Here is a 20,706-nt window from a genome sequence, read left to right on the forward strand (position 1 = left end):
CCGGCAGCAGGTCGCCTGAGATAACGCGGCGGGCAGCCGGCCGCAATGCGCAAGCAGGGTAAGGCTCTTGTGGCAGAGGCGGTTGCGGGTAAGGTGCGCCAGTCCGGCTCGAATGGAAAGTCCGGTTCGGGTGGAAGATGCTGATATCGATTTTGTCGTGGCTGATCGGCGGCCTTTTCGTTGCGGCGGCTGTCGTCGTGCTCGGCCTGATGATTGCAACATGGTGGATCGCCGCCAGGGCCGAAAGGCTGGTTCCGGCTTGCGGCAAGTTCGTCGAGATCGGCGGCAACCACATCCACTATGTCGAAGAAGGCGCGGGCAGGCCGATCGTCTTCCTGCACGGTCTCGGCGCGCAGCTCCACCATTTCCGGCGCACGCTGTTCGGACGCTTCGGCGCCGGCTACCGGCTGATCGCTCTCGACCGCCCGGGTTCGGGATATTCGGTGCGGGCGAATGGAGCGACCGGCCGGCTGCCCGAACAGGCGGAAGTGGTGCGGCGCTTCATCGAGGAAATTGGGCTGGAACGGCCTTTGGTCGTCGGCCACTCGCTGGGCGGCGCCATCGCGCTTGCGCTTGCGATCGAGCATCCGACGGCGATTTCCGGTATCGCCTTGCTCGCCCCGCTGACACATCTGGAAGCAAGGGCGCGCCAGAAATTCGACCTGCTCTATGTTCCCTCACGCCTGTGGCGCCGGGTCTTGGCCTGTACGGTGGCGATACCGGTTAGCCTGAAATACGCGGCGCCGACGATGAAATTCATCTTCGCGCCGCAAACAGTTCCCCAGGACTACATGACCGCCGGGGGCGGGTGGCTCGGGCTGCGGCCCGCCCATTTCCATGCGACGTCGACCGACTTTGTGGCGGTGGAGGAGGATCTCGGCGGCCTGGAGCAGCGCTACCACGAGATCGCGATGCCGGCCGGCATTCTGTTCGGCGCGCAGGACCGCGTCATCGGCATCGCGGCCCATGGCGAGCCGATGGAGGCCAAGATCAGGGAGCTCGACTTCGAACGGATCGAGGGGCTCGGGCACATGCCGCAATTCGTGGAACCGGAGCGCGTGGTCGCCTTCATCCAACGCATCGCCGAACGTGCATTCGCAGGCGTCACCTGAATTTCAGCCAAGTCGAATGTTCCGGCGGCTCACGGCCTCGTCACGCAAACGTGTCGCGCATCTTGCCTCGCGCCGATTTTCTCTCGGAACTTTTACGCCCAACCCAGGGTTTCATCGCGTCGCCGTCAAAAATCTCGGCGACCAACCGAATGGAGTATCCGATGCTTATGAAAGTTCTTGCAACCTCCGCGCTCGTGCTGGGCATGGCAAGCTCAGCAATGGCGCAGTCCTCGGAAATGTGGTCGTGGTGGCACCACGATCGTCCGGTCTCGAACGAACGGGTCGTGCCGGTCGATCCCTACACCACCGGCAGCATCTATTCCGGCAGCGAGGCCTCCGGTCTCAACAGTCTTGGCAATCCCGGTCCCGTCGGCCCATGCGCCTCCAACACTCCCGGACCCGACGCCAATGCCGGGATGAACGTCAACGACCAGTATTGCGGCAAGTGATCCATGTGCCCACCGCGGGCCGACGTGATTGTTGGGGCATGTCGGTCGCGGCGTGGGAATGATGCGACAGAATTAGTCCGAGACTTCGGCCATCAATCCGAGACTTCGGTCTGTGGCCTATCGCGGCCGTCGGCCAATTCGTCATGCCAGACACCCTCGGAATCCTCATACTGGATGCCGTCCGTGGCGCCGGCGATCTGCTGCTCGGCCGAGGCAATTTCGGCGGCGCGCAGCGCGTCCTGGTGCGTGGGAAATGTTTCAGAAAAAGTCGAGCCGACCTTATAGGCCCAACCGCCGTCATGCTCGACGATCTTGTAAGTCAGTTTCGCCATGGAATCCTCCGGTTGAGAAACCCCTGCTTGCTAGAGCAGTTCGGCGTCTGTCGGAATCGCCGACCTGCTCTGACTATTTGTTTCACGCAATTCCGGACGGAAAACCGCTTCGCACTTCTCTTGGAATTGCTCTAATGCAACTTTCCGTCAGGCAACCTGTCTTCGGGAACCAGCACTTCGGATTCCTCGGCTGCCTCGATCAACGCGCGGCGTGCGTCCGCCGTCGAACGATACCCCTCCAGCGCCTTGAGGCAAGTGTCGAGAGCATCACGATGCCGCTGGCCGCGATTGAGCGGCCACACCGTCATCAGGCACTCGGCGGCCTCGCGGGTGCTGCTTATCTGGCGATATTTGCCGACATGGCCGAGCTCGACCACCACCGGCTTTTCAAATGGCTTGCTGTCTGTCATGGCCGCCAACGCAAAGCGGCCAATTTGGTTGCAATCGTGGCGGCAGGCCTGCGCCCAAAGGTCTCAGCCCCTGCGTCACCAACACAGACCGTTCAGCCGGCCGCCTTCATCCAATGCTGCATCGTCGTCACCGAACGCGCCAGCTGCGGCGCCGGCCGGATTTGCTCGCCGAATGTCGCCGCCGCACGCCAGCCCCAGCGCGGATCGGCAAGGAAGGCGCGCGCCAGCGCGACCATGTCGGCGCGGCCGTCGGCCAAAATCGTCTCGGCCTGCTTCGGATCGTCGATCAGCCCCACCGCGCGTGTCGGAATGCCGGCGCCGTTGCGCACGGCTTCGGCCAGATGCACCTGATAGCCGGGACCGCTGGGCAGCTTCTGCAATGGCGAATTGCCGCCGCTGGAGCAGCACAGATAAGCGACGCCCTCCGCCTTCAGCGCATTGGCCACTTCGATCGCCTCTTCGACATCGAAGCCGCCCTCGACCCATTCCTTCACCGAAAGACGCGCGCCCAGCATCAGATCCGGCGCGGCCTTCTTCACAGCCCTGGCGATCTCGACGGCGAAGCGCATGCGGTTTTCCAGCGAGCCGCCCCAGCGGTCGATGCGCTGGTTTGAAAGCGGCGACAGGAACTGGAAGATCAGATAGCCGTGCGCGGCGTGCAGCTCGATGAAGTCGAAGCCGGCGCGCTCGGCTCGTTTGGCCGCGTCGGCGAAACGTTGGATGACCTGCTGGATTTCTTCTTCCTCCAGCGCGTGCGGCACTTGCCAGCCCGTGTCGTAGGCGATCGCCGAGGCCGACACGATCGACCAGGGATCCTGGTCCGGCTTCAGCGGCCCGCCGCCCTCCCACGGGCGCTGGCAAGAGGCCTTGCGGCCGGCATGGGCAAGCTGGACGCCGAACTTGGTATCGGGCGCTGCGACGCGCCTGGCGGCATCGAGCGTGCGCTTGGCCGCCGCCTCGTTGTCCTCGGAGTAGAGGCCAAGGCAGCCATGCGAGATGCGGCCGCGCCGCTCGACGTCTGTCATCTCGACGGTCACCATGCCGGCGCCGGACATGGCCAGGTTCATCCAGTGGTGGAGATGCCAGTCGCTGGCGGAGCCGTCCTCGGCCGAATACTGGCACATCGGCGCCACCGCGATGCGGTTGGGAAAGGTGAGGCCGCCGAGGGTGATCGGCTGGAAAAGCGAAGATGTCATGAAACGGGCTCCTGGGAGAGATATCGCTATCTAGGCAGCCGTGGGGCTTCGCGCCAGACACGAGCCGGTAAAAGTCCTGCCGGACCAGTCGGTTTCCAGGATTGCGCCGAAGCCGGCTCGCCGCCGGAGCGGTTCACCGTTTCACGGAAATGCGGACGGCTCGATCCCGCACACCCAACAAGGAAGCCTCTGACGATGCTGGCTTGATGCGGTTGCGCGGTGGCAGGTCAGAACCTGTAGTTCAAACCGACGCGGACGGCGTCAAACTTCGCGTCAGCCTTCATTTCTATCGGCTGGTTTGTCCAGCCGAGGTCTATGAGCAGGTATTCCAGCTTGGTGGTCCAGTGCGCGTCAAGCGTATATTCGATGCCCGCCCCGGCCGCCCAACCGACGTTCGTATGTCTGACGTGATATGCCGGATTGCCTTCGATCTGCGATCTGACTTGACCGATGGCCAGGCCGCCCGTGCCGTAGACGAGAAGGGTGTCGGCGGCGTAGCCAACGCGTGCGCGGGCGGTCCCGTACCAATCGATATCGGTGGCGCACGCGCCGGGACCGCAACCCCAAGCGCCCAGCTTGCCGGGACCAAAGCTGCCCTTGATCGCCGAATAAGAAAAGTCGACTTCTCCGCCGACCACCAAATCCGGGTGGAACTGGTAATTGTAGCCAACTGCCACGCCGCCAATGAACCCGCGGATATCGAAAGGGTCCGAAACTCCGGCATCCTGGAACTTGCTGTCGCCCCATCCGTAGCCGGCCGTGGCACCGGCATAAAAACCGCTCCAATTGTATGTTGACGCCGCCGGCGATTGGGTTGCGTCGTCTGCCGCCATGACGCGCGTGGTCAGCACGGCAAGCGCGACCGTGGCAAAGAGAATCGATTTCATGTCCAACCCCAAGCAGTTTTCGATCTTTGAGATATCGCCGGCTTCGACCAAAGGTTGATCCAGCCATACCGGCCATGGGAGGATGCTGCGACCGGAGCAGGGCCTGCCGTGTCGGCGTCTGCGGTTGTGGCCTGGGATGACAGGATGGCCGCGACGCCGCCGGCGAAGACAAGTCTCATGCGGAATTTCAGCTTCCATTGATTGCCGACACCGTTGGCGATTCCGCGCACGCCGTCTTGGAAGCACGGGCCTTCGTGTTGGACAGGCGGGCGCCGCGCGAAAACCGACGGCGATTGTGGCGCATATGCAACGCCTGATCGTCCGGGGGCAGGGCTGCGAGGCGCCAAGGAAACCGCGCCGGTGAAAGTCTTGCCGGCGCTTCCCGGGTTGTGCCGGAGCCGGTTCGCCGATAGAGCGGTTCACCGTTTCGCGGAAACGGAGAACCGTTCCCTCTCTTTGTCTTGACGAAATTCCGGACGGAAAACCGTTTCACACTTTTCCCGGAATTGCTTTAACGCTTGCCGACAGCACGGAGTTCATCATGGAAGATCGCGTCCGTATCCGCTCTGAAGAAGTCCTGTCCGACGACTGGGCGGTGTTGAAGAAGACGGTGCTCGACTATCGCCGCCGCGACGGGCGCTGGGAAACGCAGACCCGCCAGACCTACGACCGCGGCGACGGCGCGGTCATCCTGCCCTTCGATCCGCAACGCTCGACGGTGCTCCTGGTGCGGCAGTTCCGCTATCCGGCCTATGTCACCGGCCATCGCGAGCCGCTGATCGAGGCCTGCGCCGGCCTGCTCGACGAACACGATCCCGAAACCTGCATCCGCAAGGAAGCGGAAGAGGAGCTCGGCTACCGGCTGAAGAACGTCGAGCGGCTGTTCGCCCCCTACATGAGCCCCGGCAGCGTGACGGAACGGCTCTGGTTCTTTACCGCGCGCTATTCGCCGGCCGACCGCATTTCCGACGGCGGCGGGGCACCGGAGGAGGGCGAGGACATCGAGGTTCTGGAGATGCCGCTCGACGAGGCGCTCGCCGGTATCGCCGACGGCCGCATCGTCGACGCCAAGACCATCATCCTGATCCAGCATCTGAAGCTGAACCCGATCACCCTCTGACGGACGTCGCGGCGCCACGGATCGGCGATGCCGAGTGCATCCACTGCGGGCTACTCTTCAACAGGGTCACAGTTGCCGCAGGAGAATATGTGCGACGATTGCTTCACAAGGACTGAAAAGCCGCTCTAGCCGGCAATGACGCGAACCACCGCAATACCTATGCCAATTGCAAGGCCGGTGGCGAGCATTCCATCAGCCGCAGCACAATGGCGCCGTAGCGGCCCCGTAGGCCGGTCTGTGGGGCTCTCAGGATACGGGCAAGCTCGTCGAATGCAGCTTCCATTCTCCGATTCTAGATCGGAACTTGCCGAATGTGAATCCCAGCTTCATGGCGTTATCGCACCAGTGCTTAGTGACTGCTAATTTAAGTTCTGACCGCTGTGCTGGGTCCGCTCGGACAGGAAGTTCCGGGACTGGAGGCTGACCTTCGAAAGTGAAGGGCTCGAAACGCGGGAACCTTTCATCCGCGAGCCGCTTTTTCTGCATGTCCCGAACCGTTGAACCACCCATATTGCCAAAGGGTAGCCCAGATCGGGACGTCAACTGTGAAGTCGCCCTGGAAGCCGCATTCGCAGCGCTGGTGACTGCCTCGGAAGCGCAGGGGTGGACGCCGCACGAAACGGCTGCAGCCCTACAGAAAATCGCGACGGAGCATGCCCAGCAGTTCCGGCTTGTGCCGGCTGAGTCGCCAAGGTGGCAAACGCGAAGAGGGATACTGATCGCGTGTGCCGTGCTCGTGTTTTTGCTGTGTGCCACCATCGTTTGGCGGATGCTGAGGTGAGCGACTTATGAGCCACCTCTACGACCTCTACGCCTGGGACACGTTCTGGGCCTAGCCTCGTAGGCATTGCATAGCTGGACCGAATTCAGGCCCAGCTGCTCAAGTGGCCGGGCATTTCCATCTCTGTGGCGGAAAAGTCACGCAACTCGAATATGCAGCGCTTCAACTGGTGCGCGCTTATTATCCAGCCAAGCGAGGCGTACCGTTGTCTAACAGGCGAGGGGCCCTGACCGCACGCGTTTTCATTTTCCTCCCGACCTAGCGCCCGCTGCGGAAAACGTGGTGGGCGTTTTCTTATCCCGCGAAGGGCGAGCCCGATGCGCTCCGCCATCCTTGTTCGCGGCAAAAGAACCAGGCTGCGCCAGGTGTAGGATTTCTTGTCGCAAGCGGAGCATTGAACCCGTGTTTCTGGTCCAATAATCAGCCCCGATGTGGTGCGGACGACGGGAATCGAACCCGTACGATCAGAGATCGAGGGATTTTAAGTCCCTTGCGTCTACCAATTCCGCCACGTCCGCAGGCGAGCCCTTTTCAGATGCCAGCCGGGAGCCGTCAAGCCATGTTTAGGGGCGCGCGGTATTTCCGTGAAGCGCGAAGCGCAAAACTTGCGCCGCAATGCCGGCCGGCAAGACATTTCGGCCTGATCCTGGATAGTGGCGCGATCGCGGAATTACGGATTCCGGGCGGGAGAGTAGTGTCGGTCTCGCGGCGGATTTGATCCGCCGAGGCCGGCGTCCATCAGGCCCTACCCATTCCCCCCGCCCCCTGCGGGGCGCCGGCCTTAATTCCTCTCAGAATTTATAGCTGAAGTTCACGCCAAGCGTGTGCAGCTTCACGTCCTGGTCGCGGTCTGAGAAGTCGTCCGGGACGTCGAAATGCTCCTTGCCGAAATCATAGTACCGGTACTGCGCGCCGACGACGATGTTGTTGCTCAGCGCATAGTCGACCCCGGCGCCGATCGTCCAGCCGGTGCCGGTGCGTGTCTTGGCGAAGCTGGTCCCGGCATTTTGCGAGGTTTCGATACCGGCGAAGGCGACGCCGCCGACGCCGTAGACCAGCCAGCGGTCGACCGCCAAGCCGGCCTCGGCATTGATCGATCCGAGCCATTTGATGTCTGTGCCGACGGAATTTCCGGGTTCGAGCAGGGCCGAGCCGTCGATCGAGGAATAGTTGAGCTCGGCCCGCGCGCCGATCACCGCCTGGTTGAACTGCCAGAGGCCGGCGACATGGCCGCCGACAAAGCCGCCGTCGAGATCGGGCGAAGCCGCGAAGGGCTCGCCTTCCGTGCCGGAGATGTCGGAGGAGCCCCAGCCATAGCCGGCCTGGAGGCCGGCATAGTAGCCCGTCCAGTCGAAGCCGGGCGCGGTCATGGGCAAATCGGCGCCTAGGTCTGCGGCCAAGGCCGGCCCGGACAGCAGGATGAGAAAGCCGGCACTGGCAAGCGTCAGGCGATGCATAGAGCGCTCCGAATGGCGGTTTCGAACGACTCCTTGGCACAACCTAGCGTTATTCGCCGCAAAACGGAATTGCATACCTGCAACAGTGGTTTACGTCGGTGGATTGCGGACGCGGTCTTCGAGGTCGCGCTGTTTCTCCTCGGACGACGCCAGCCGGCTGAAGACAAGCTCGGCAAGCATGGAGCCGACGATGACGATCGCGACCGGTGCGGCCCATGCCCAGAACGAGTGCAAGGCGAAGAAGGCCAGGCCGGCGCAACATGCCGACAGCGCGAAAATTGCGAACCGGATCGTTTGTACCATCTCTTCTGCACTCCCAAACGGCGGCCTCAGCATCAAGTCTAGGCGGTTTCGCCCTGCCGGAGGAGAGATCGCTCAAAAACCGGGTCTGCCTTAAAAACATTTTGCCAACTGGTCAAAACCGTGTCCGCTTGGCACAGTCGGGCAAACAGGAGTTTTTCATGGCGAGCCGCACCAATCCGACGAAACCCAAGCCCTGGACCGAGGTGGCGACGCATCTGGTCGACGTCGCAATGGGGCGCAAACCCGCCGATCTCGTGATCCGCAACGGGCGCTGGCTGAATGTCCATTCGGGCGAGATTATTCCTGGCACCGACATTGCCATCGCCGCTGGACGCTTCGCTTATTGCGGGCCGAATGCCGGCCACGCCATCGGGCAGGGGACCAAGGTGGTCGATGCCGGCGGACGCTATCTGGTGCCCGGCCTCTGCGACGCGCACATGCATGTCGAGAGCGGCATGGTGACGGTGACGGAATTCTGCCGCGCCGTGATCCCGCACGGCACCACCTCGATGTTCATCGATCCGCACGAGATCGCCAATGTGCTGGGTCTGCCGGGCGTCCGCCTGATGCATGACGAGGCGGTCGCGATGCCGATCAACGTGCATGTCCAGATGCCGTCCTGCGTCCCGTCGGCGCCGGGACTGGAGCATGCCGGCGCCGAGCTTACGGTCGCCGACGTCGCCGAGGCGATGACCTGGGAGAACATCATCGGTCTCGGCGAGGTGATGAATTTTCCGGGTGTCGCCGCCAACGATCCGGTGATGTCGGGCGAGATCGCCGAGACGGTCAAGGCCGGCAAGACGGTCGGCGGCCACTATGCCTCGCGTGATCTCGGCTTGCCGTTCCACGGCTATGTCGCAGGCGGCGCCGAGGACGACCATGAAGGCACGCGCGCGGAGGATGCGATCGCCCGCGTGCGTCAGGGCATGAAGGCGATGCTCAGGCTGGGCTCCGCCTGGTATGACGTCGCGGCGCAGATCAAGGCGGTGACCGAAGGCGGCATCGATCCGCGCAACTTCATCCTGTGCACGGATGACAGCCATTCCGGCACGCTTGTGCATGAAGGCCATATGGACCGCGTGGTACGGCACGCCATCAGCCAGGGCCTCAAGCCGGTGACGGCGATCCAGATGGCGACGCTCAACACCGCGCAGCATTTCAGGCTGGAGCGCGAGATCGGCTCGATCGCGCCAGGGCGACTGGCCGACCTTTTGATCGTTTCCGATCTCACTCAGATGACCATCGATGAAGTGTATGGCCGCGGCGTCAGGCTGGCGAAGGCCGGCAAGCTCGAAATCGACATCCCGGCCTATGACTATCCGCCAACGGCGAAAAACACGGTCAAGCTCGGCAAGAAGCTCAAGGCCGCGGATTTCGACATCGCCGCGCCCCAGGGCGCCAACGAGGTGCGGGCGCGGGTAATCGGCGTGATCGAGAATCAGGCGCCGACGCGGGCGCTCGAGGCCGATCTGCCGGTCGAGGACGGCCTGGTCGCCATGGACCGCCGCAACGACATCTGCCAAATCGCCCTGGTGGAACGCCACAGGGGCACCGGCGGCGTCACCAACGCCTTCGTCTCCGGCTTCGGCTACATGGAAGATTGCGCGATGGCCTCGAGCGTCGCGCATGACGCGCACCACATCATTGTCGTCGGCACCAACAAGGAAGACATGGCATTGGCCGTCAACCGGCTGGGCGAGGTTGGGGGCGGCGTCGTGCTCTACTCCAAGGGCAAGGAACTGGCGCTGGTCGAAATGCCGATCGCCGGGCTTATGTCGGACGAGCGCGCCGAGATCGTCGCGGCCAAGGCCGAGCAATTGACGGAGGCGATGCGCAAGGTCGGCTGCTCGCTCAACAACGCCTACATGCAGCATTCGCTGCTGGCGCTGGTGGTCATTCCGGAACTCAGGATTTCCGATGTCGGCCTGGTCGACGTGACGACGTTCCAGAAAGTCGATCTATTTGTTTGAAGCGCCCACTGGCTAATGCATGTCGCCCAAAGTGTGCAGCGGTTTTGGGATAACGACATGCATAAAAACAAAGGCTTAAAGCGCGTCGCTTGAATCCGTTCGACGCGACGCGCTTTAGCCTCCGGTGGCGATGGTCAGCACCTTGAACGGCGTGGTGATGACCACCTCGGCGACGGAGCCGACCGCTTTGCCGAGACCCTGGCCGATATTGTTGAGCTGCGTCGGATCGGGCTCATCGGAGGCAAGGCCGGCGGGCGTGCGCAGGCGATTGCCGAGCAACTGCACCAGGATCGGATTGTCGGCGAACTTGGCGTGGTTCAACTGGTCGCCGCCCTTGGCTTGGGTCAGATCGACGACCGTCACGCCGTAGTTGGCGAGATCAGCCGCGTTGCCGTAGTCGCCGACGCGTGGCTTGTCGCCGGAGATGAAGCTGGACAGCTTCAGCGCACGGTCGTCACCCGAGAGCAGGATGGCGAACGGCTTGTCGGGCTTGCCGTAGCGGATCATCTGCTTCTTGAACACATCGACGTCGATGTCGGGCGAGGCGAGAATGACATAGCCGAGCTTGCCGTTGAGATCGCGGTCGCCGGTGATGGCGAGCTGCCGCAGCGCTTCCATCGTCAGCCAAGTGCCCATCGAATGAGCGATGATGTCGATGCTTTTGGCGCGCGACTTGGCAAGCATCCTCAGCGTCGCCTCGAGATCGTCGCGCGCGGCGGTGGAGCTGTCCTTGTCATAGATGTAGCCGGTCGTCTTGCCGCTCGACGCCCACGAGAACAGCACCGGCGTGCCGGTGTAATTCGTGTCATGCGCGATCTGCGTCAGCCGGTAGACGCCGTCATCGAAACCGTTGTTGAAGCCGTGCACGAACACAAGCGCGCGGTCGCCGCGCGTGGAGATGTCGGCGCCGACCGCCTTGGCGAATTGCGAGGCGTCTCCATAGTGAACGACATCGGTGGCGGTGAACTGCTTGGCCGGATTACTGTCAGCCGATCCCTTGGCACGCTCGATCGCGCCGACCTGATGGATTTTTGGAACCGTGACATCGACACGGGCGTAGCTGGCGATCAGCGAACGGTCGCCGTCGAAAACCTGCCGCGGGTCCTTGGTCGCCTGCTGGCGGGTCGTGGCGACGAAGATTTCATGGGTGGCCGCAATATCGGATGCCGGTACCGCAACCGTCTTCCTGTTCAGAAGATCATGCGTGTTTCCGCCGGCGCAGCCCGTCAGGGCGAGCGCAAAGGCAAGGCCAAGGACGATCTTCGAACGCACGATCACCCGGAGTCCCCCAAGGGCGGCAAACCTCTCTGGCTACTTCGATAAAGCCTGAGGGCGGCCCGGTCCAGTTCAAAGTCGATGCAGGGCAGCAACCACGTCAACACGGTTACTGGGTGCCGAGCTGGCTGATGCGGTCGGTGACGTCGCGGTCGCTGGCAAAACCGTCGTCCTCGCGCAGCCGCTGGCCGATCATCTTCACCAGCGCCGGGTTGTCGGCGAATTTGGTGTGGTTGAAGCTGTCGCTGCCCTTCTCCTTGGAGAGGTCGACCACTGTGACGCCGTAGGAAGCGAGATCGGCCGCGTCCCTATAGTCGCCAACGCGCGGCCGCGAACCGGCAATCAGACCGGAGAGCCTCAGCGCCCGGTCGTCGTCCGACAGAAGCAGGATGAAGGGCTTGTCGGGCTTGCCGTAGCGGCGCATCTGGCTCTTGAAGACGTCGACATCGATGTCCGGCGAGGCCAGAACGACGTCGCCTAGCTTCCCGCCGAGGTCTCGGTCGCCGGTGATGGCGAGCTGACGCAGCGTTTCCATCGTCACCCAGGTCCCCATCGAATGCGCGACGATGTCGATGCGCCGCGCACTGGTCTGCGCGAGCATCCTCAGTGTCACTTCGAGCTGGTCGCGGGCGGCGGCAGCGCTTTCCTTGTCATAGACATAGTCCGTGGTCTTGGCGCCCGAAGCCCAGGAGAACAGCACCGGCGTGCCGGGATAGCCGGAATCGTGAACGATCTGGGTCAGCCGGTAGACGGCGTCGTCGAAGCCGGTGTTGTAACCGTGGACGAAGACCATGACGCGGCCGCCACGGGCGTCGATATCGGCGTTGAGGGCGCTCGCGAATTTGGGCTGCGTGTCGTAGCCGACAACCTCGGAGGCCATGAAATATTTGGTCGGGTCGTTCGACTTGCCGCGCGAGCGCCGCTCGATCTGGCCGGTCTGGTGGACCGGCGGCACCGTGACGTTGACGCGGGCGTAATTCAGCGTCGCCGAGCGCTCGCCGTCAAAAACCTTGTTCGGGTCGTCGGAGCGCTTGCGCGTGGTGGCGATGAAGATCGAGTGGTTGCCGGCGATCTCGGTCGCCGTCGTCGGCACGACGACGCTGCCCAGAATTTCCTCCGTCTGCCGCCCCGCGCAACCTGCCATCAACAGAGCCAGGGCAATGATCAAAAGCGTCTTCACATGCACGTCGAACAAATCCACTCCGGCCGCAATTGGCCATCGACCTCCGCGAAATCTCCCGGACAGGCGAAGTGCGGCGGAAGTAAGTCGTGTCCAGCGGAAATTTGCTCAGCGGCAGGCGAGGGCCTTGGCACTGTTGCCCGAAAGCCAGGATATGTCGCGCCGCCGCATCGGTGGCCGCAAACATCGAATTGTGCAATAGGCTGGTGTTTCGAACCATGTGATCTTCAGGCGGTCGCCTCATGAACAGCTTCTCTTCTCGCGTCGCCAATGCCGCCGAGGCGATCCGCGGGATCTTTCCGGAAACGCCGCTGCAGGAGAACGACTATCTGTCGAAGAAGACCGGCGCGCGCATTTTATTGAAGCGCGAGGACCTGACCCCGGTCCGCTCCTACAAGATCCGAGGCGCCTTCAATTTCTTCCGCAAGGCGCTTGCCGCCGGCAACAATGCCGAGCTGTTCGTCTGCGCCTCGGCCGGCAACCACGCGCAAGGCTTCGCCTTCGTTTGCCGCCATTTCGGCAAAAAGGGCGTCGTGTTCATGCCGGTGACGACGCCGCAGCAGAAGATCGACAAGACGCGGCTGTTCGGCGGCGATTTCGTCGAGATCAGACTGGTCGGCGACTTCTTCGACGATTGCTATCGCGCCGCCTTCGAATTCACCGAAACCGCCGGCGCGCATATGGTGCCGCCCTTCGACCACAAGGACATTATCGAGGGTCAGGCGACGGTCGCCTGTGAGATCGCGGCCCAGATGCCAGGCGGGCGCATTCCCGACATCGTCATGCTGCCGGTGGGCGGCGGCGGCCTGGCTGCCGGGGTAACGCACTATTTCGCCGACCAGCACCGCGACACGCGCTTCGTGTTCTGCGAGCCGGCGGGCGCGCCGAGCCTCAGCGAGAGTCTCGCCAGCGGCAAGCGGGTCAAGCTCGCCAAGGTCGACAATTTCGTCGACGGCGCCGCGGTTGCCGAGATCGGCCGTGAGCCGCTGCGCCATCTCAAGGAGTTCACCGCCGACGCCGTGCGCCTCGTTCCAGAGAACCGGCTCTGCGCGACGATGATCGAGATGCTCAATGTCGAGGGCGTGGTGCTGGAGCCGGCCGGCGCGCTGGCGATCGACGCGCTCAAGGATTTTTCGCGCAAGGAGATCAGGGGCAAGACCATTGTCGCCGTCGTCTCCGGCGGCAATTTCGATTTCGAGCGCCTGCCTGACGTCAAGGAGCGCGCGCTGCGCTTCGAGGGCCTGAAGAAGTATTTCATCATCCGCTTCCCACAGCGGCCCGGCGCGCTGCGCGATTTCCTCGAAATGCTTGGTCCGGACGACGACATCGCCCGCTTCGAGTATCTGAAGAAGTCGGCGCGCAATTTCGGCTCGGTGCTGATCGGCATCGAAACCAAGGACCGGCGCAATTTCGATCTGCTGAAAGCCAATTTCGACGCCGAAGGCGTGCAATATCAGGATATCACCGACAACGAGACGCTGGCAGGGTTCATCATATGAGCGGGCCAAAAAGGAGCGAAAAAGGGACGGTCTTCGTCGCGCTGTTTTCCGGCATCAATGTCGGCGGCAACCGCATCGTCAAGATGGCGGAGCTGAGGTCGTTCTTCGAGGGGTCAGGGTTCACCGATATCGCGACCTATGTGCAAAGCGGCAACGTGGTGTTTCGCGCAAAGAAGGGCGATGCGGCCTCGCTGACGAAGCAGCTTGAAGCGGCCTTCGAGAAGAAGTGGGGTTTTAATTCGCGCATCATGGTGCGCGACGCCGGCTGGTTCGAGCGGCTAGTGAAGGACAATCCCTATCCCGAGGTTGCCGGCGAGCCGACCAAGCTGCATGCCTACGCGCTGGAACGCGAGCCGACCGCGGAGGAGGCGAGGCGGCTCTCGGAAAAGTGTATCGGCCCGGAGAGCTTCGAGATCAAGGGCGACGTGCTTTACCTGCATGCGCCTGACGGACTCGGCAAGTCGGTGTTCGCCAACCTCATCCCGCGCACGCTCAAGGTGCCGGGCACGGCGCGCAATTGGCGCAGCGTGCTTGCCTTGCTCGAAATGGCGGGCAAGGCCGGCGCCTGACACCAATCGGCTCAGGCGGCCTTCTGCCAGTCGAAGGTCAGCTCTTCGCGGAAGGCGAAGCGCTTGATGTGGTCGGCGACGACCATTTCCAGCCGCTCGAGCGCGGCAGCGTCATCAGCGGCAACCGCGATGTGGAGGGCCTTGTCGTCGGCATCCATGACGGTGCGGCCGAGCGAGAGCTGAATGGCGCCGTGATGCGGATCGAACTCGACCGGGAACTTGTGCGCCCAGTGCTTGCAGAGCTGCTGCAGATAGCGGCTGGCGTGTTCGGTGGCGACGTCGGCGCGGCTGGTCGGCATGAAATTCTCCTGGCGGATCAAGAAAAACACCAGCCCCTCCAGGCTGGCGCCATAACCAGATAGATAGGCAGCCTCCTGCCAAACGCCATAAGATTGCCGGTCAAATTGTAGCGAGCGGCCTACCAGCTTCCCGTGTTCTGCATCGAGGCCCACGGCTCGGCCTTGGCCTTTGCCCGGCCTTTCTGCAAGAGCTCGATCGAGATGCCGTCCGGCGAGCGAATGAAGGCCATGTTGCCGTCGCGCGGCGGCCGGTTGATGGTCACGCCGTTGTCCATCAGCTTCTGGCAGGTGGCGTAGATGTCGTCGACCTCATAGGCGAGGTGACCGAAATTGCGGCCGCCCTTATACTCCTCCGGATCCCAATTGTAGGTCAATTCGACCAGCGGCGCCTTCTCGGAAATGCCGCTCTGCTCGTCCTCGGACGCGGCGAGGAAGATCAGCGTATAGCGCCCCTGTTCGTTCTCGTAGCGACGCACTTCCTTGAGGCCGAGCTTGTTGCAGTAGAAATCGAGCGATCGATCGATGTCGGCGATGCGGACCATGGTGTGGAGATAGCGCATATCGGTTTCCTCGATGCATTGCGTTGCGGCGCACCATAGGAGCCGCTCCGCCAAAGGGCAATCGTCTGACAAAACGGGCGAAGCAGGCGATTTCGGGCCGCGCGATTGCGCGTCAAGCAGCGCCGGCAAACAACAATTAAGGCTTTCCGGTGTTCAACAGTGAAAAAAGGCACGTCAGGTCTTGCACACCCGGGAAGCCGCGGTGTTAATCTCTTGGCAAGAATCAGTTCTGGTTGCAGTTCGAAAAGGGGGCATTCTTATGGGGGAAAAAGCCTCTTTCTTGAGGCGGGACGGAAGCCTTGACGACGCCTTGACGCGAGACAGTGGCGGCGAGACCGCCGAGTTTGTCGAAATCGCCGGCGCTATCAAATGGTTCGACGTGGCCAAGGGCTACGGCTTCATTCTTCCGGACGACGGCGTCTCGGGTGATATTCTCCTCCATGTGACTTGTCTTCGAAGGGATGGCTTTCAGACCGCGCTGGAAGGCGCCCGCGTCGTCTGCCTCGTCAAGCAGGGCGATCGCGGCCTGCAGGCTTTCCGTGTCCTTTCGATGGATGCCTCGACCGCGGTTCATCCGGCGGAGCAGGAGCAACGTACGCATGTCACGGTGACGGCGGAGAGCGGGCTCGAGCGGGCGTTGGTGAAGTGGTTCAACCGCACCAAGGGCTTCGGCTTCCTGACCCGGGGCGAGGGCACCGAGGACATTTTCGTCCACATGGAGACGCTACGCCGCTATGGCATCACCGAGCTGAGGCCCGGCCAGGTCGTTCTGGTCCGCTTCGGGCGCGGTGACAAAGGCCTTATGGCCGCAGAAATTCACCCCGATATGGGCACCTTGCCGGTCTCGCACTAGGACCTTCCAGACGTGTCTGGAAGGCCTTGTCTCCCGTGAGGCCCAATCTTGTCCGAAAACCGGTTCCACTTGTCTGGATCATGGTCTAGGACGAGGGCCTGGACGAGGTATCATATGGCTCATCGCAACTGGCTGACTGCAGGCGCGCTTTGCGTCGCTATCGTTTTGGCTTCGTATCTCGGCACCTCGAAACCGAGCTCGGCGGACGGCCAGGCCATGATGCTGCCGGTCGATCCGACGCCGCTGGTCGCGGTGACCGGCTCCGGCAAGCAATCCTTCTCGATCGAGATCGCCGACACTTCGGACGAGCGTGAGGCCGGGCTGATGTTCCGCAAGGACATGGCCGACGATCACGGCATGCTGTTCGTGTTCGAGCGGCCCGGCGAGGTGAATTTCTGGATGAAGAACACGCCGATGCCGCTCGACCTGGTCTTCATCGGCCAGGACGGCAGGATCAAGGCCATCAAGCGCGGCGAACCAGAATCGGAGGCGATCATCTCGCCCGGACAGCCGGTGAGCTTCGTGCTCGAGCTGAAGGCGGGAACGGCCGCGAAGGACGGTCTCAAGGACGGTGACCTCTTGCGCCACCCGGCGATCGCCCAAGCCTCGGGCGCCGGTTCCAACTGACCGCGGCAGCATCGATGCAATATTTTTCCCACGATGGCTTCGAACTTGCCTATCTCGATCGCCAGCCCGCGTCCGGAGAGGACAACCCGGTGCTGATGATCCACGGCTTCGCCTCGAGCCATTACGTCAATTGGGTCTCGCCCGGCTGGTTCAAGACGCTGAACGACGCCGGGTACCGCGCCATCGCCTTCGACAATCGCGGCCACGGCTCCTCTTCGAAAAGCTACGACGAGGCCGACTACACGCCAGCCAAGATGGCCTCGGACGCGGCCGTGCTGCTCGACCATCTCGGCATCGAACGCGCCCATGTCATGGGCTATTCGATGGGCGCGCGGGTATCCGCATTCATGGCGTTGTCCAATCCGGACAAGGTGGCGACGCTGGTGTTCGGCGGCCTCGGCATCGGCCTTGTCGACGGCGTCGGCGATTGGGACCCGATCGCCGATGCGCTTCTGGCCGAGGATCCCGGTACGATCAGCCATGCGCGCGGCCGCTCGTTCCGCGCCTTCGCCGACCAGACGCGCAGCGACCGCCGGGCGCTCGCCGTCTGCATCGTCGGCTCGCGCGCGTCGATGAGCGAGGACGACGTCGCGCGCATTGCCCAGCCGACCTTGATTGCCGTCGGGACCAGGGACGACATCGCCGGCTCGCCCGACGAACTGGCCGCCCTGATGCCCAACGCCAAAGCCTTTCACATCGAGAGCCGCGACCACATGCTCGCCGTCGGCGACAAGAGCTTCAAGCAGCGGGTGCTGGAGTTCTACGCCGAGAATCCGCTCTGAAGGCCCTGCCTATCCGGCTTCGAGCGCTGCGAGAGAGCGCTCCAAGTTCAGCCTGGCCCTCGGCTCGAAGCGCTGCTGGAATTCTGTGGTGTGGAAAATGTGCTGACGTGCGAGAAAGCTCTTCAGTACCGCCGCGCGGCCGGCGCGCCACATCGGCTCCTCGACCCAGCCATATTCTCGTCGGACGGCCTTCTCATAGGCATCGAAGGCGTCCGGCTCGGCGCCGAGGATCGCCAGGTCCATGTCGAGGACGAGAGCTGTGTCATTGGCGGCTTTCTCATCGCTGAGTGGCGGCAGTTGGTGCGTGGCGGTGGCATTGATCATCGCCGCGATGCGGGCGATGCGATCGGGACTGGCGCGCCCGGCGAGCTTTTTCTTCGCCAGATCAGCGCTTTTCGCCTCGTTGTCCTTGGCGCGGCTGTCATAGATGGCGTCATGGAACCAGATCGCCGCCTCGACGGCATCCGGGTCATGGAGCAGGCGCCGGTATTCTCCGGCCAGCGCCAGCATGGCCTCGATATGGGCGAGGCTGTGATAGTGCCGATCCCCGGCGTGATAGAGAGCGGAAAGCTCGGTTTTGAGCGCTTCGTCGATCAAGGGTTCGTTTTCCATGGCCGCTTGAATTTCCGTGAACCAAGTCCATTTGACAAAGCACTAAGGAAAATTGAGTTCAACCGTGCTATGATCTGGCCTATATGTGCCGCCGGAGAATGAGCAGGCCGGAGACCGTCGATGAACAGCGTTACGATAGCCCGCCCCAGCATGGTGCAGCCGGTCGACCCGATTTGGCGCGCGATCCGCGACGAGGCGATGGAAGCGGTGAACCGCGATCCTCTGCTCGCCGCCTTCCTCTATTCCACCATCCTCAACCAGGAGAGCCTGGAAGAGGCGGTGATTTACCGCCTGGCCGAGCGCCTCGACCATCAGGACATCGGTTCCGACCTCATCCGCCAGACGTTCAAGGCGATGCTAGCCGACGACCCCGACTGGAGCGCCACGGTGCGCGTCGACATCCAGGCCTATTACGATCGCGACCCGGCCTGCGACCGCTTCATCATGCCGGTGCTCTATTTCAAGGGTTTCCATGCCATCCAGACGCACCGGCTGGCGCACTGGTTGTGGAACCAGGGCCGCAGGGACTTCGCGCTCTATCTGCAGAGCCGCTCGTCCTCGGTGTTCCAGACCGACATCAATCCGGCCGCCCGTATCGGCAAGGGCATCTTCCTCGACCACGCTACCGGCCTGGTCGTCGGCCAGACGGCCGTGATCGAGGACGACGTGTCGATCCTGCACGGCGTGACGCTGGGCGGCACCGGCAAGGCCAGCGGCGACCGCCATCCGAAGATCCGCCGCGGCGTGCTGATCGGCGCCGGCGCCAAGATCCTCGGCAATATCGAGGTCGGCCACTGCTCGAAGATCGCGGCCGGTTCGGTCGTGCTGTCGCCCGTGCCGCACAACAAGACGGTCGCCGGCGTGCCGGCGCGTGTCGTCGGCGAGACCGGCTGCGACCAGCCTTCGCGGCAGATGGACCAGCTCCTGCCTTCGCAGACGATGGACCACGTCGTCAGCTTCGACATCTGAATTCGGCCCTCATTGACGGCGGCCGGATTCCGGCTGCCGTTTCAAGCGCCGGTTGTCCCGTGTTATGCTGCCGGCTTGCCTTTACATCGCCATCGTCGGCGTGTCAGAAGCGCGTCCCAACGAACAGCCGCATTCGGAGAAGACTTTGAAGCCCGACGAGATCAGAAAGCTGGACGCCTATTTCAAGCGCGTCTTCCAGAACCCCAAGCTGCAGGTGAAGGCGCGCCCGCGCAAGGAGGACTCGGCCGAGGTCTATGTCGGCGACGAGTTCCTCGGCATCGTCTTCAAGGACGAGGACGACGGCGACTACAATTTCTCGATGGCGATCCTCGACATCGATCTGGCCTGAGCTGCTCCCAGCGACCTGCCGCCTATAGTCCGGCAGTGCTGCCGGATTTGTGCCCTCCACCAGTTGGTCGAGCCTCCTGCGACCAACCCGGCGTTCTCAAATCAAAGAAGGCCGCGAGCGGAGCGGTGGCTTAAGCCGTGTCGCGCCCATCCCGGCAGCTATCCGACGATCTCGCTGGCCGACCTCAGGAGACGGTCGGGCAATGTGACTGCCATTTTCCGCGCGGCGTTCAAGTTCACGATCAACTCGGGCCGGCGGACATATTCGACTGGCAGCGCGCCGGCGTCGGCTCCCTTGAGGATGATATCGACCTGGCTGGCCATTCGGCGCGCGGCAAAGGCAAGGCTCGTGCCGTAGGCCATCAGCGGACCGTATCTTGCATGATCCCTGCCGAAGATAGCCGGCAGCCGAGCGGCGTTCGCCATCTCGACGATCTTGGCTCCGTATGTCGTGGTTCGCGGCACCTCCAGGCACAGAAGACCACCCGCCTCGGCGGCGGCGAATGCAGCGAAGGCCGCCTCCAGGTCTTCCTCGCGGCCAAGCAGGTGAACGCAGATGTCGAGGCCTTGCTTTTTGGCGGCCGCCTTCGAAAGCCTCGGCAGGATGTCCGGAACCCCAGCGTCGCCCAAAACCGCCAAGCATCTCAGGCTCGGCACCACCTGCTTCAACATCCGCACTTGCTCGCCGATCTGGCCGGGGTCGAAGTTCGTACATCCCGTTGTGTGGCCACCGGGCCACTCGGCACTCTGGATGATTTTCGCCGATACTGGATCGAGCACGATGGCAAAGACGATCGGCAAATCGGGCGCCACTTCGCGAGCAGCCCAGTAGCTCACTGCCCCAATGGCCACGATGATCTTGGCTCGCCGGTGAACAAGCTCCGCTGCAAGGCTTGGAAGGCGATCGAGATGCCCGTCGGCGAAGCGAGGCTCGATCTGGATGTTTTCACCGTCCCGGTAGCCCAGTTCCCTGATCCCGGCGCAGAAAGTGCCGAAGCTCGGATACGACCGGTCGCCGGCCAGCAGCATGCCGACAACGGGGATGTCTGAAGGCCGCATTCCTCGGATTCCTGGCAGTTAGATGTAGAAGCTACCACAGGGCAAGCCAGGCGAAAT

General features: G+C 62.9%; 24 protein-coding genes and 1 tRNA gene. 11 read left to right on the forward strand and 14 right to left on the reverse strand.

What is annotated here, in order from left to right; all coding sequences use genetic code 11:
- Positions 1–137: 137 nt before the first annotated feature.
- Entirely contained in the window at positions 138–1,112 is a 975-nt protein-coding gene (locus AC4FWB_RS12430) for an alpha/beta fold hydrolase (protein ID WP_491026332.1), read from the forward strand.
- A 161-nt stretch (positions 1,113–1,273) separates the two neighbouring features.
- Positions 1,274–1,561, forward strand: coding sequence for a hypothetical protein (locus tag AC4FWB_RS12435; RefSeq protein WP_491026333.1), 288 nt, complete (start codon positions 1,274–1,276; stop codon positions 1,559–1,561).
- A gap of 92 nt (positions 1,562–1,653) precedes the next feature.
- Here AC4FWB_RS12435 and AC4FWB_RS12440 read toward each other — a convergent pair whose 3' ends face one another.
- The 4 genes from AC4FWB_RS12440 to AC4FWB_RS12455 form a co-directional block, all read right to left on the reverse strand.
- Complete coding sequence (locus AC4FWB_RS12440) at positions 1,654–1,893, reverse strand: DUF2188 domain-containing protein (RefSeq protein WP_127428219.1); 240 nt, start codon at positions 1,891–1,893, stop codon at positions 1,654–1,656.
- Between the two features lie 131 nt (positions 1,894–2,024).
- Positions 2,025–2,303, reverse strand: coding sequence for a DUF982 domain-containing protein (locus AC4FWB_RS12445; RefSeq protein WP_128158923.1), 279 nt, complete (start codon positions 2,301–2,303; stop codon positions 2,025–2,027).
- A 92-nt stretch (positions 2,304–2,395) separates the two neighbouring features.
- Positions 2,396–3,499, reverse strand: a complete 1,104-nt coding sequence (locus AC4FWB_RS12450; protein ID WP_491026334.1) for an NADH:flavin oxidoreductase/NADH oxidase — start codon at positions 3,497–3,499, stop codon at positions 2,396–2,398.
- A 227-nt stretch (positions 3,500–3,726) separates the two neighbouring features.
- Positions 3,727–4,437: an outer membrane protein gene (locus tag AC4FWB_RS12455; protein WP_491026335.1), complete on the reverse strand. Its 711-nt coding sequence runs from the start codon at positions 4,435–4,437 to the stop codon at positions 3,727–3,729.
- Between the two features lie 490 nt (positions 4,438–4,927).
- Here AC4FWB_RS12455 and AC4FWB_RS12460 point away from each other — a divergent pair, with 490 nt between their 5' ends.
- Positions 4,928–5,506, forward strand: coding sequence for an NUDIX domain-containing protein (locus tag AC4FWB_RS12460; protein WP_491026337.1), 579 nt, complete (start codon positions 4,928–4,930; stop codon positions 5,504–5,506).
- 157 nt (positions 5,507–5,663) lie between these two features.
- Here AC4FWB_RS12460 and AC4FWB_RS12465 read toward each other — a convergent pair whose 3' ends face one another.
- The 4 genes from AC4FWB_RS12465 to AC4FWB_RS12480 form a co-directional block, all read right to left on the reverse strand.
- The gene (locus tag AC4FWB_RS12465; RefSeq protein ID WP_491026339.1) at positions 5,664–5,789 is read right to left on the reverse strand and encodes a hypothetical protein; all 126 of its coding nucleotides are present in this window, start codon (positions 5,787–5,789) and stop codon (positions 5,664–5,666) included.
- A 930-nt stretch (positions 5,790–6,719) separates the two neighbouring features.
- Positions 6,720–6,805, reverse strand: a tRNA-Leu gene (locus AC4FWB_RS12470).
- A gap of 273 nt (positions 6,806–7,078) precedes the next feature.
- Positions 7,079–7,744 carry an outer membrane protein gene (locus tag AC4FWB_RS12475; protein WP_491026340.1) on the reverse strand — a complete coding sequence of 222 codons (666 nt, stop codon included), beginning with the start codon at positions 7,742–7,744 and terminating at the stop codon, positions 7,079–7,081.
- Between the two features lie 90 nt (positions 7,745–7,834).
- The gene (locus AC4FWB_RS12480) at positions 7,835–8,047 is read right to left on the reverse strand and encodes a hypothetical protein (RefSeq protein ID WP_491026341.1); all 213 of its coding nucleotides are present in this window, start codon (positions 8,045–8,047) and stop codon (positions 7,835–7,837) included.
- 158 nt (positions 8,048–8,205) lie between these two features.
- Between AC4FWB_RS12480 and ade the strand changes: the two genes are divergently transcribed.
- Positions 8,206–10,017 carry an adenine deaminase gene (gene ade / locus AC4FWB_RS12485; RefSeq protein WP_491026342.1) on the forward strand — a complete coding sequence of 604 codons (1,812 nt, stop codon included), beginning with the start codon at positions 8,206–8,208 and terminating at the stop codon, positions 10,015–10,017.
- Positions 10,018–10,131: 114 nt separating this feature from the next.
- Here ade and AC4FWB_RS12490 read toward each other — a convergent pair whose 3' ends face one another.
- The gene (locus tag AC4FWB_RS12490) at positions 10,132–11,295 is read right to left on the reverse strand and encodes an alpha/beta hydrolase (RefSeq protein ID WP_491026343.1); all 1,164 of its coding nucleotides are present in this window, start codon (positions 11,293–11,295) and stop codon (positions 10,132–10,134) included.
- Positions 11,296–11,401: 106 nt separating this feature from the next.
- Positions 11,402–12,436, reverse strand: coding sequence for an alpha/beta hydrolase (locus AC4FWB_RS12495; protein ID WP_491026496.1), 1,035 nt, complete (start codon positions 12,434–12,436; stop codon positions 11,402–11,404).
- Between the two features lie 278 nt (positions 12,437–12,714).
- Between AC4FWB_RS12495 and ilvA the strand changes: the two genes are divergently transcribed.
- Positions 12,715–13,971, forward strand: coding sequence for a threonine ammonia-lyase IlvA (ilvA, locus tag AC4FWB_RS12500; protein ID WP_491026344.1), 1,257 nt, complete (start codon positions 12,715–12,717; stop codon positions 13,969–13,971).
- Positions 13,968–14,540, forward strand: a complete 573-nt coding sequence (locus AC4FWB_RS12505) for a DUF1697 domain-containing protein (protein ID WP_491026345.1) — start codon at positions 13,968–13,970, stop codon at positions 14,538–14,540. The genes ilvA and AC4FWB_RS12505 overlap by 4 nt, the downstream gene beginning before the upstream one ends.
- Before the next feature lie 11 nt (positions 14,541–14,551).
- Here the strand turns inward: AC4FWB_RS12505 and AC4FWB_RS12510 are convergent, their stop codons facing one another.
- Both AC4FWB_RS12510 and gloA read right to left on the reverse strand, forming a co-directional pair.
- Positions 14,552–14,839: a DUF2218 domain-containing protein gene (locus tag AC4FWB_RS12510; RefSeq protein ID WP_491026498.1), complete on the reverse strand. Its 288-nt coding sequence runs from the start codon at positions 14,837–14,839 to the stop codon at positions 14,552–14,554.
- Between the two features lie 119 nt (positions 14,840–14,958).
- Entirely contained in the window at positions 14,959–15,399 is a 441-nt protein-coding gene (gene gloA / locus AC4FWB_RS12515; RefSeq protein WP_491026347.1) for a lactoylglutathione lyase, read from the reverse strand.
- Positions 15,400–15,658: 259 nt separating this feature from the next.
- On the opposite strand from gloA, the gene AC4FWB_RS12520 reads away from it, so the two are divergent.
- The 3 genes from AC4FWB_RS12520 (at position 15,659) to AC4FWB_RS12530 (ending at position 17,661) form a co-directional block, all read left to right on the forward strand.
- On the forward strand, positions 15,659–16,252 hold the full coding sequence (locus AC4FWB_RS12520) for a cold-shock protein (RefSeq protein WP_491026499.1): 594 nt from the start codon (positions 15,659–15,661) through the stop codon (positions 16,250–16,252).
- Positions 16,253–16,366: 114 nt separating this feature from the next.
- Positions 16,367–16,879 carry a DUF192 domain-containing protein gene (locus AC4FWB_RS12525; RefSeq protein ID WP_491026348.1) on the forward strand — a complete coding sequence of 171 codons (513 nt, stop codon included), beginning with the start codon at positions 16,367–16,369 and terminating at the stop codon, positions 16,877–16,879.
- 14 nt (positions 16,880–16,893) lie between these two features.
- On the forward strand, positions 16,894–17,661 hold the full coding sequence (locus AC4FWB_RS12530; RefSeq protein ID WP_491026350.1) for an alpha/beta fold hydrolase: 768 nt from the start codon (positions 16,894–16,896) through the stop codon (positions 17,659–17,661).
- Between the two features lie 9 nt (positions 17,662–17,670).
- Here AC4FWB_RS12530 and AC4FWB_RS12535 read toward each other — a convergent pair whose 3' ends face one another.
- Positions 17,671–18,273, reverse strand: a complete 603-nt coding sequence (locus tag AC4FWB_RS12535) for an HD domain-containing protein (protein WP_491026351.1) — start codon at positions 18,271–18,273, stop codon at positions 17,671–17,673.
- Positions 18,274–18,393: 120 nt separating this feature from the next.
- On the opposite strand from AC4FWB_RS12535, the gene cysE reads away from it, so the two are divergent.
- Together cysE and AC4FWB_RS12545 are read left to right on the forward strand one after the other, a co-directional pair.
- The gene (gene cysE / locus AC4FWB_RS12540) at positions 18,394–19,242 is read left to right on the forward strand and encodes a serine O-acetyltransferase (protein ID WP_491026352.1); all 849 of its coding nucleotides are present in this window, start codon (positions 18,394–18,396) and stop codon (positions 19,240–19,242) included.
- A gap of 145 nt (positions 19,243–19,387) precedes the next feature.
- A complete protein-coding gene (locus AC4FWB_RS12545; RefSeq protein WP_027166457.1) occupies positions 19,388–19,591 on the forward strand; it encodes a DUF3126 family protein in 204 nt (67 codons plus the stop codon).
- A 158-nt stretch (positions 19,592–19,749) separates the two neighbouring features.
- Here the strand turns inward: AC4FWB_RS12545 and AC4FWB_RS12550 are convergent, their stop codons facing one another.
- The gene (locus AC4FWB_RS12550) at positions 19,750–20,619 is read right to left on the reverse strand and encodes an ABC transporter substrate-binding protein (RefSeq protein ID WP_491026353.1); all 870 of its coding nucleotides are present in this window, start codon (positions 20,617–20,619) and stop codon (positions 19,750–19,752) included.
- Positions 20,620–20,706 lie beyond the last annotated feature (87 nt).

It is taken from the genome of Mesorhizobium sp. LEGMi-168a, assembly GCF_058312955.1.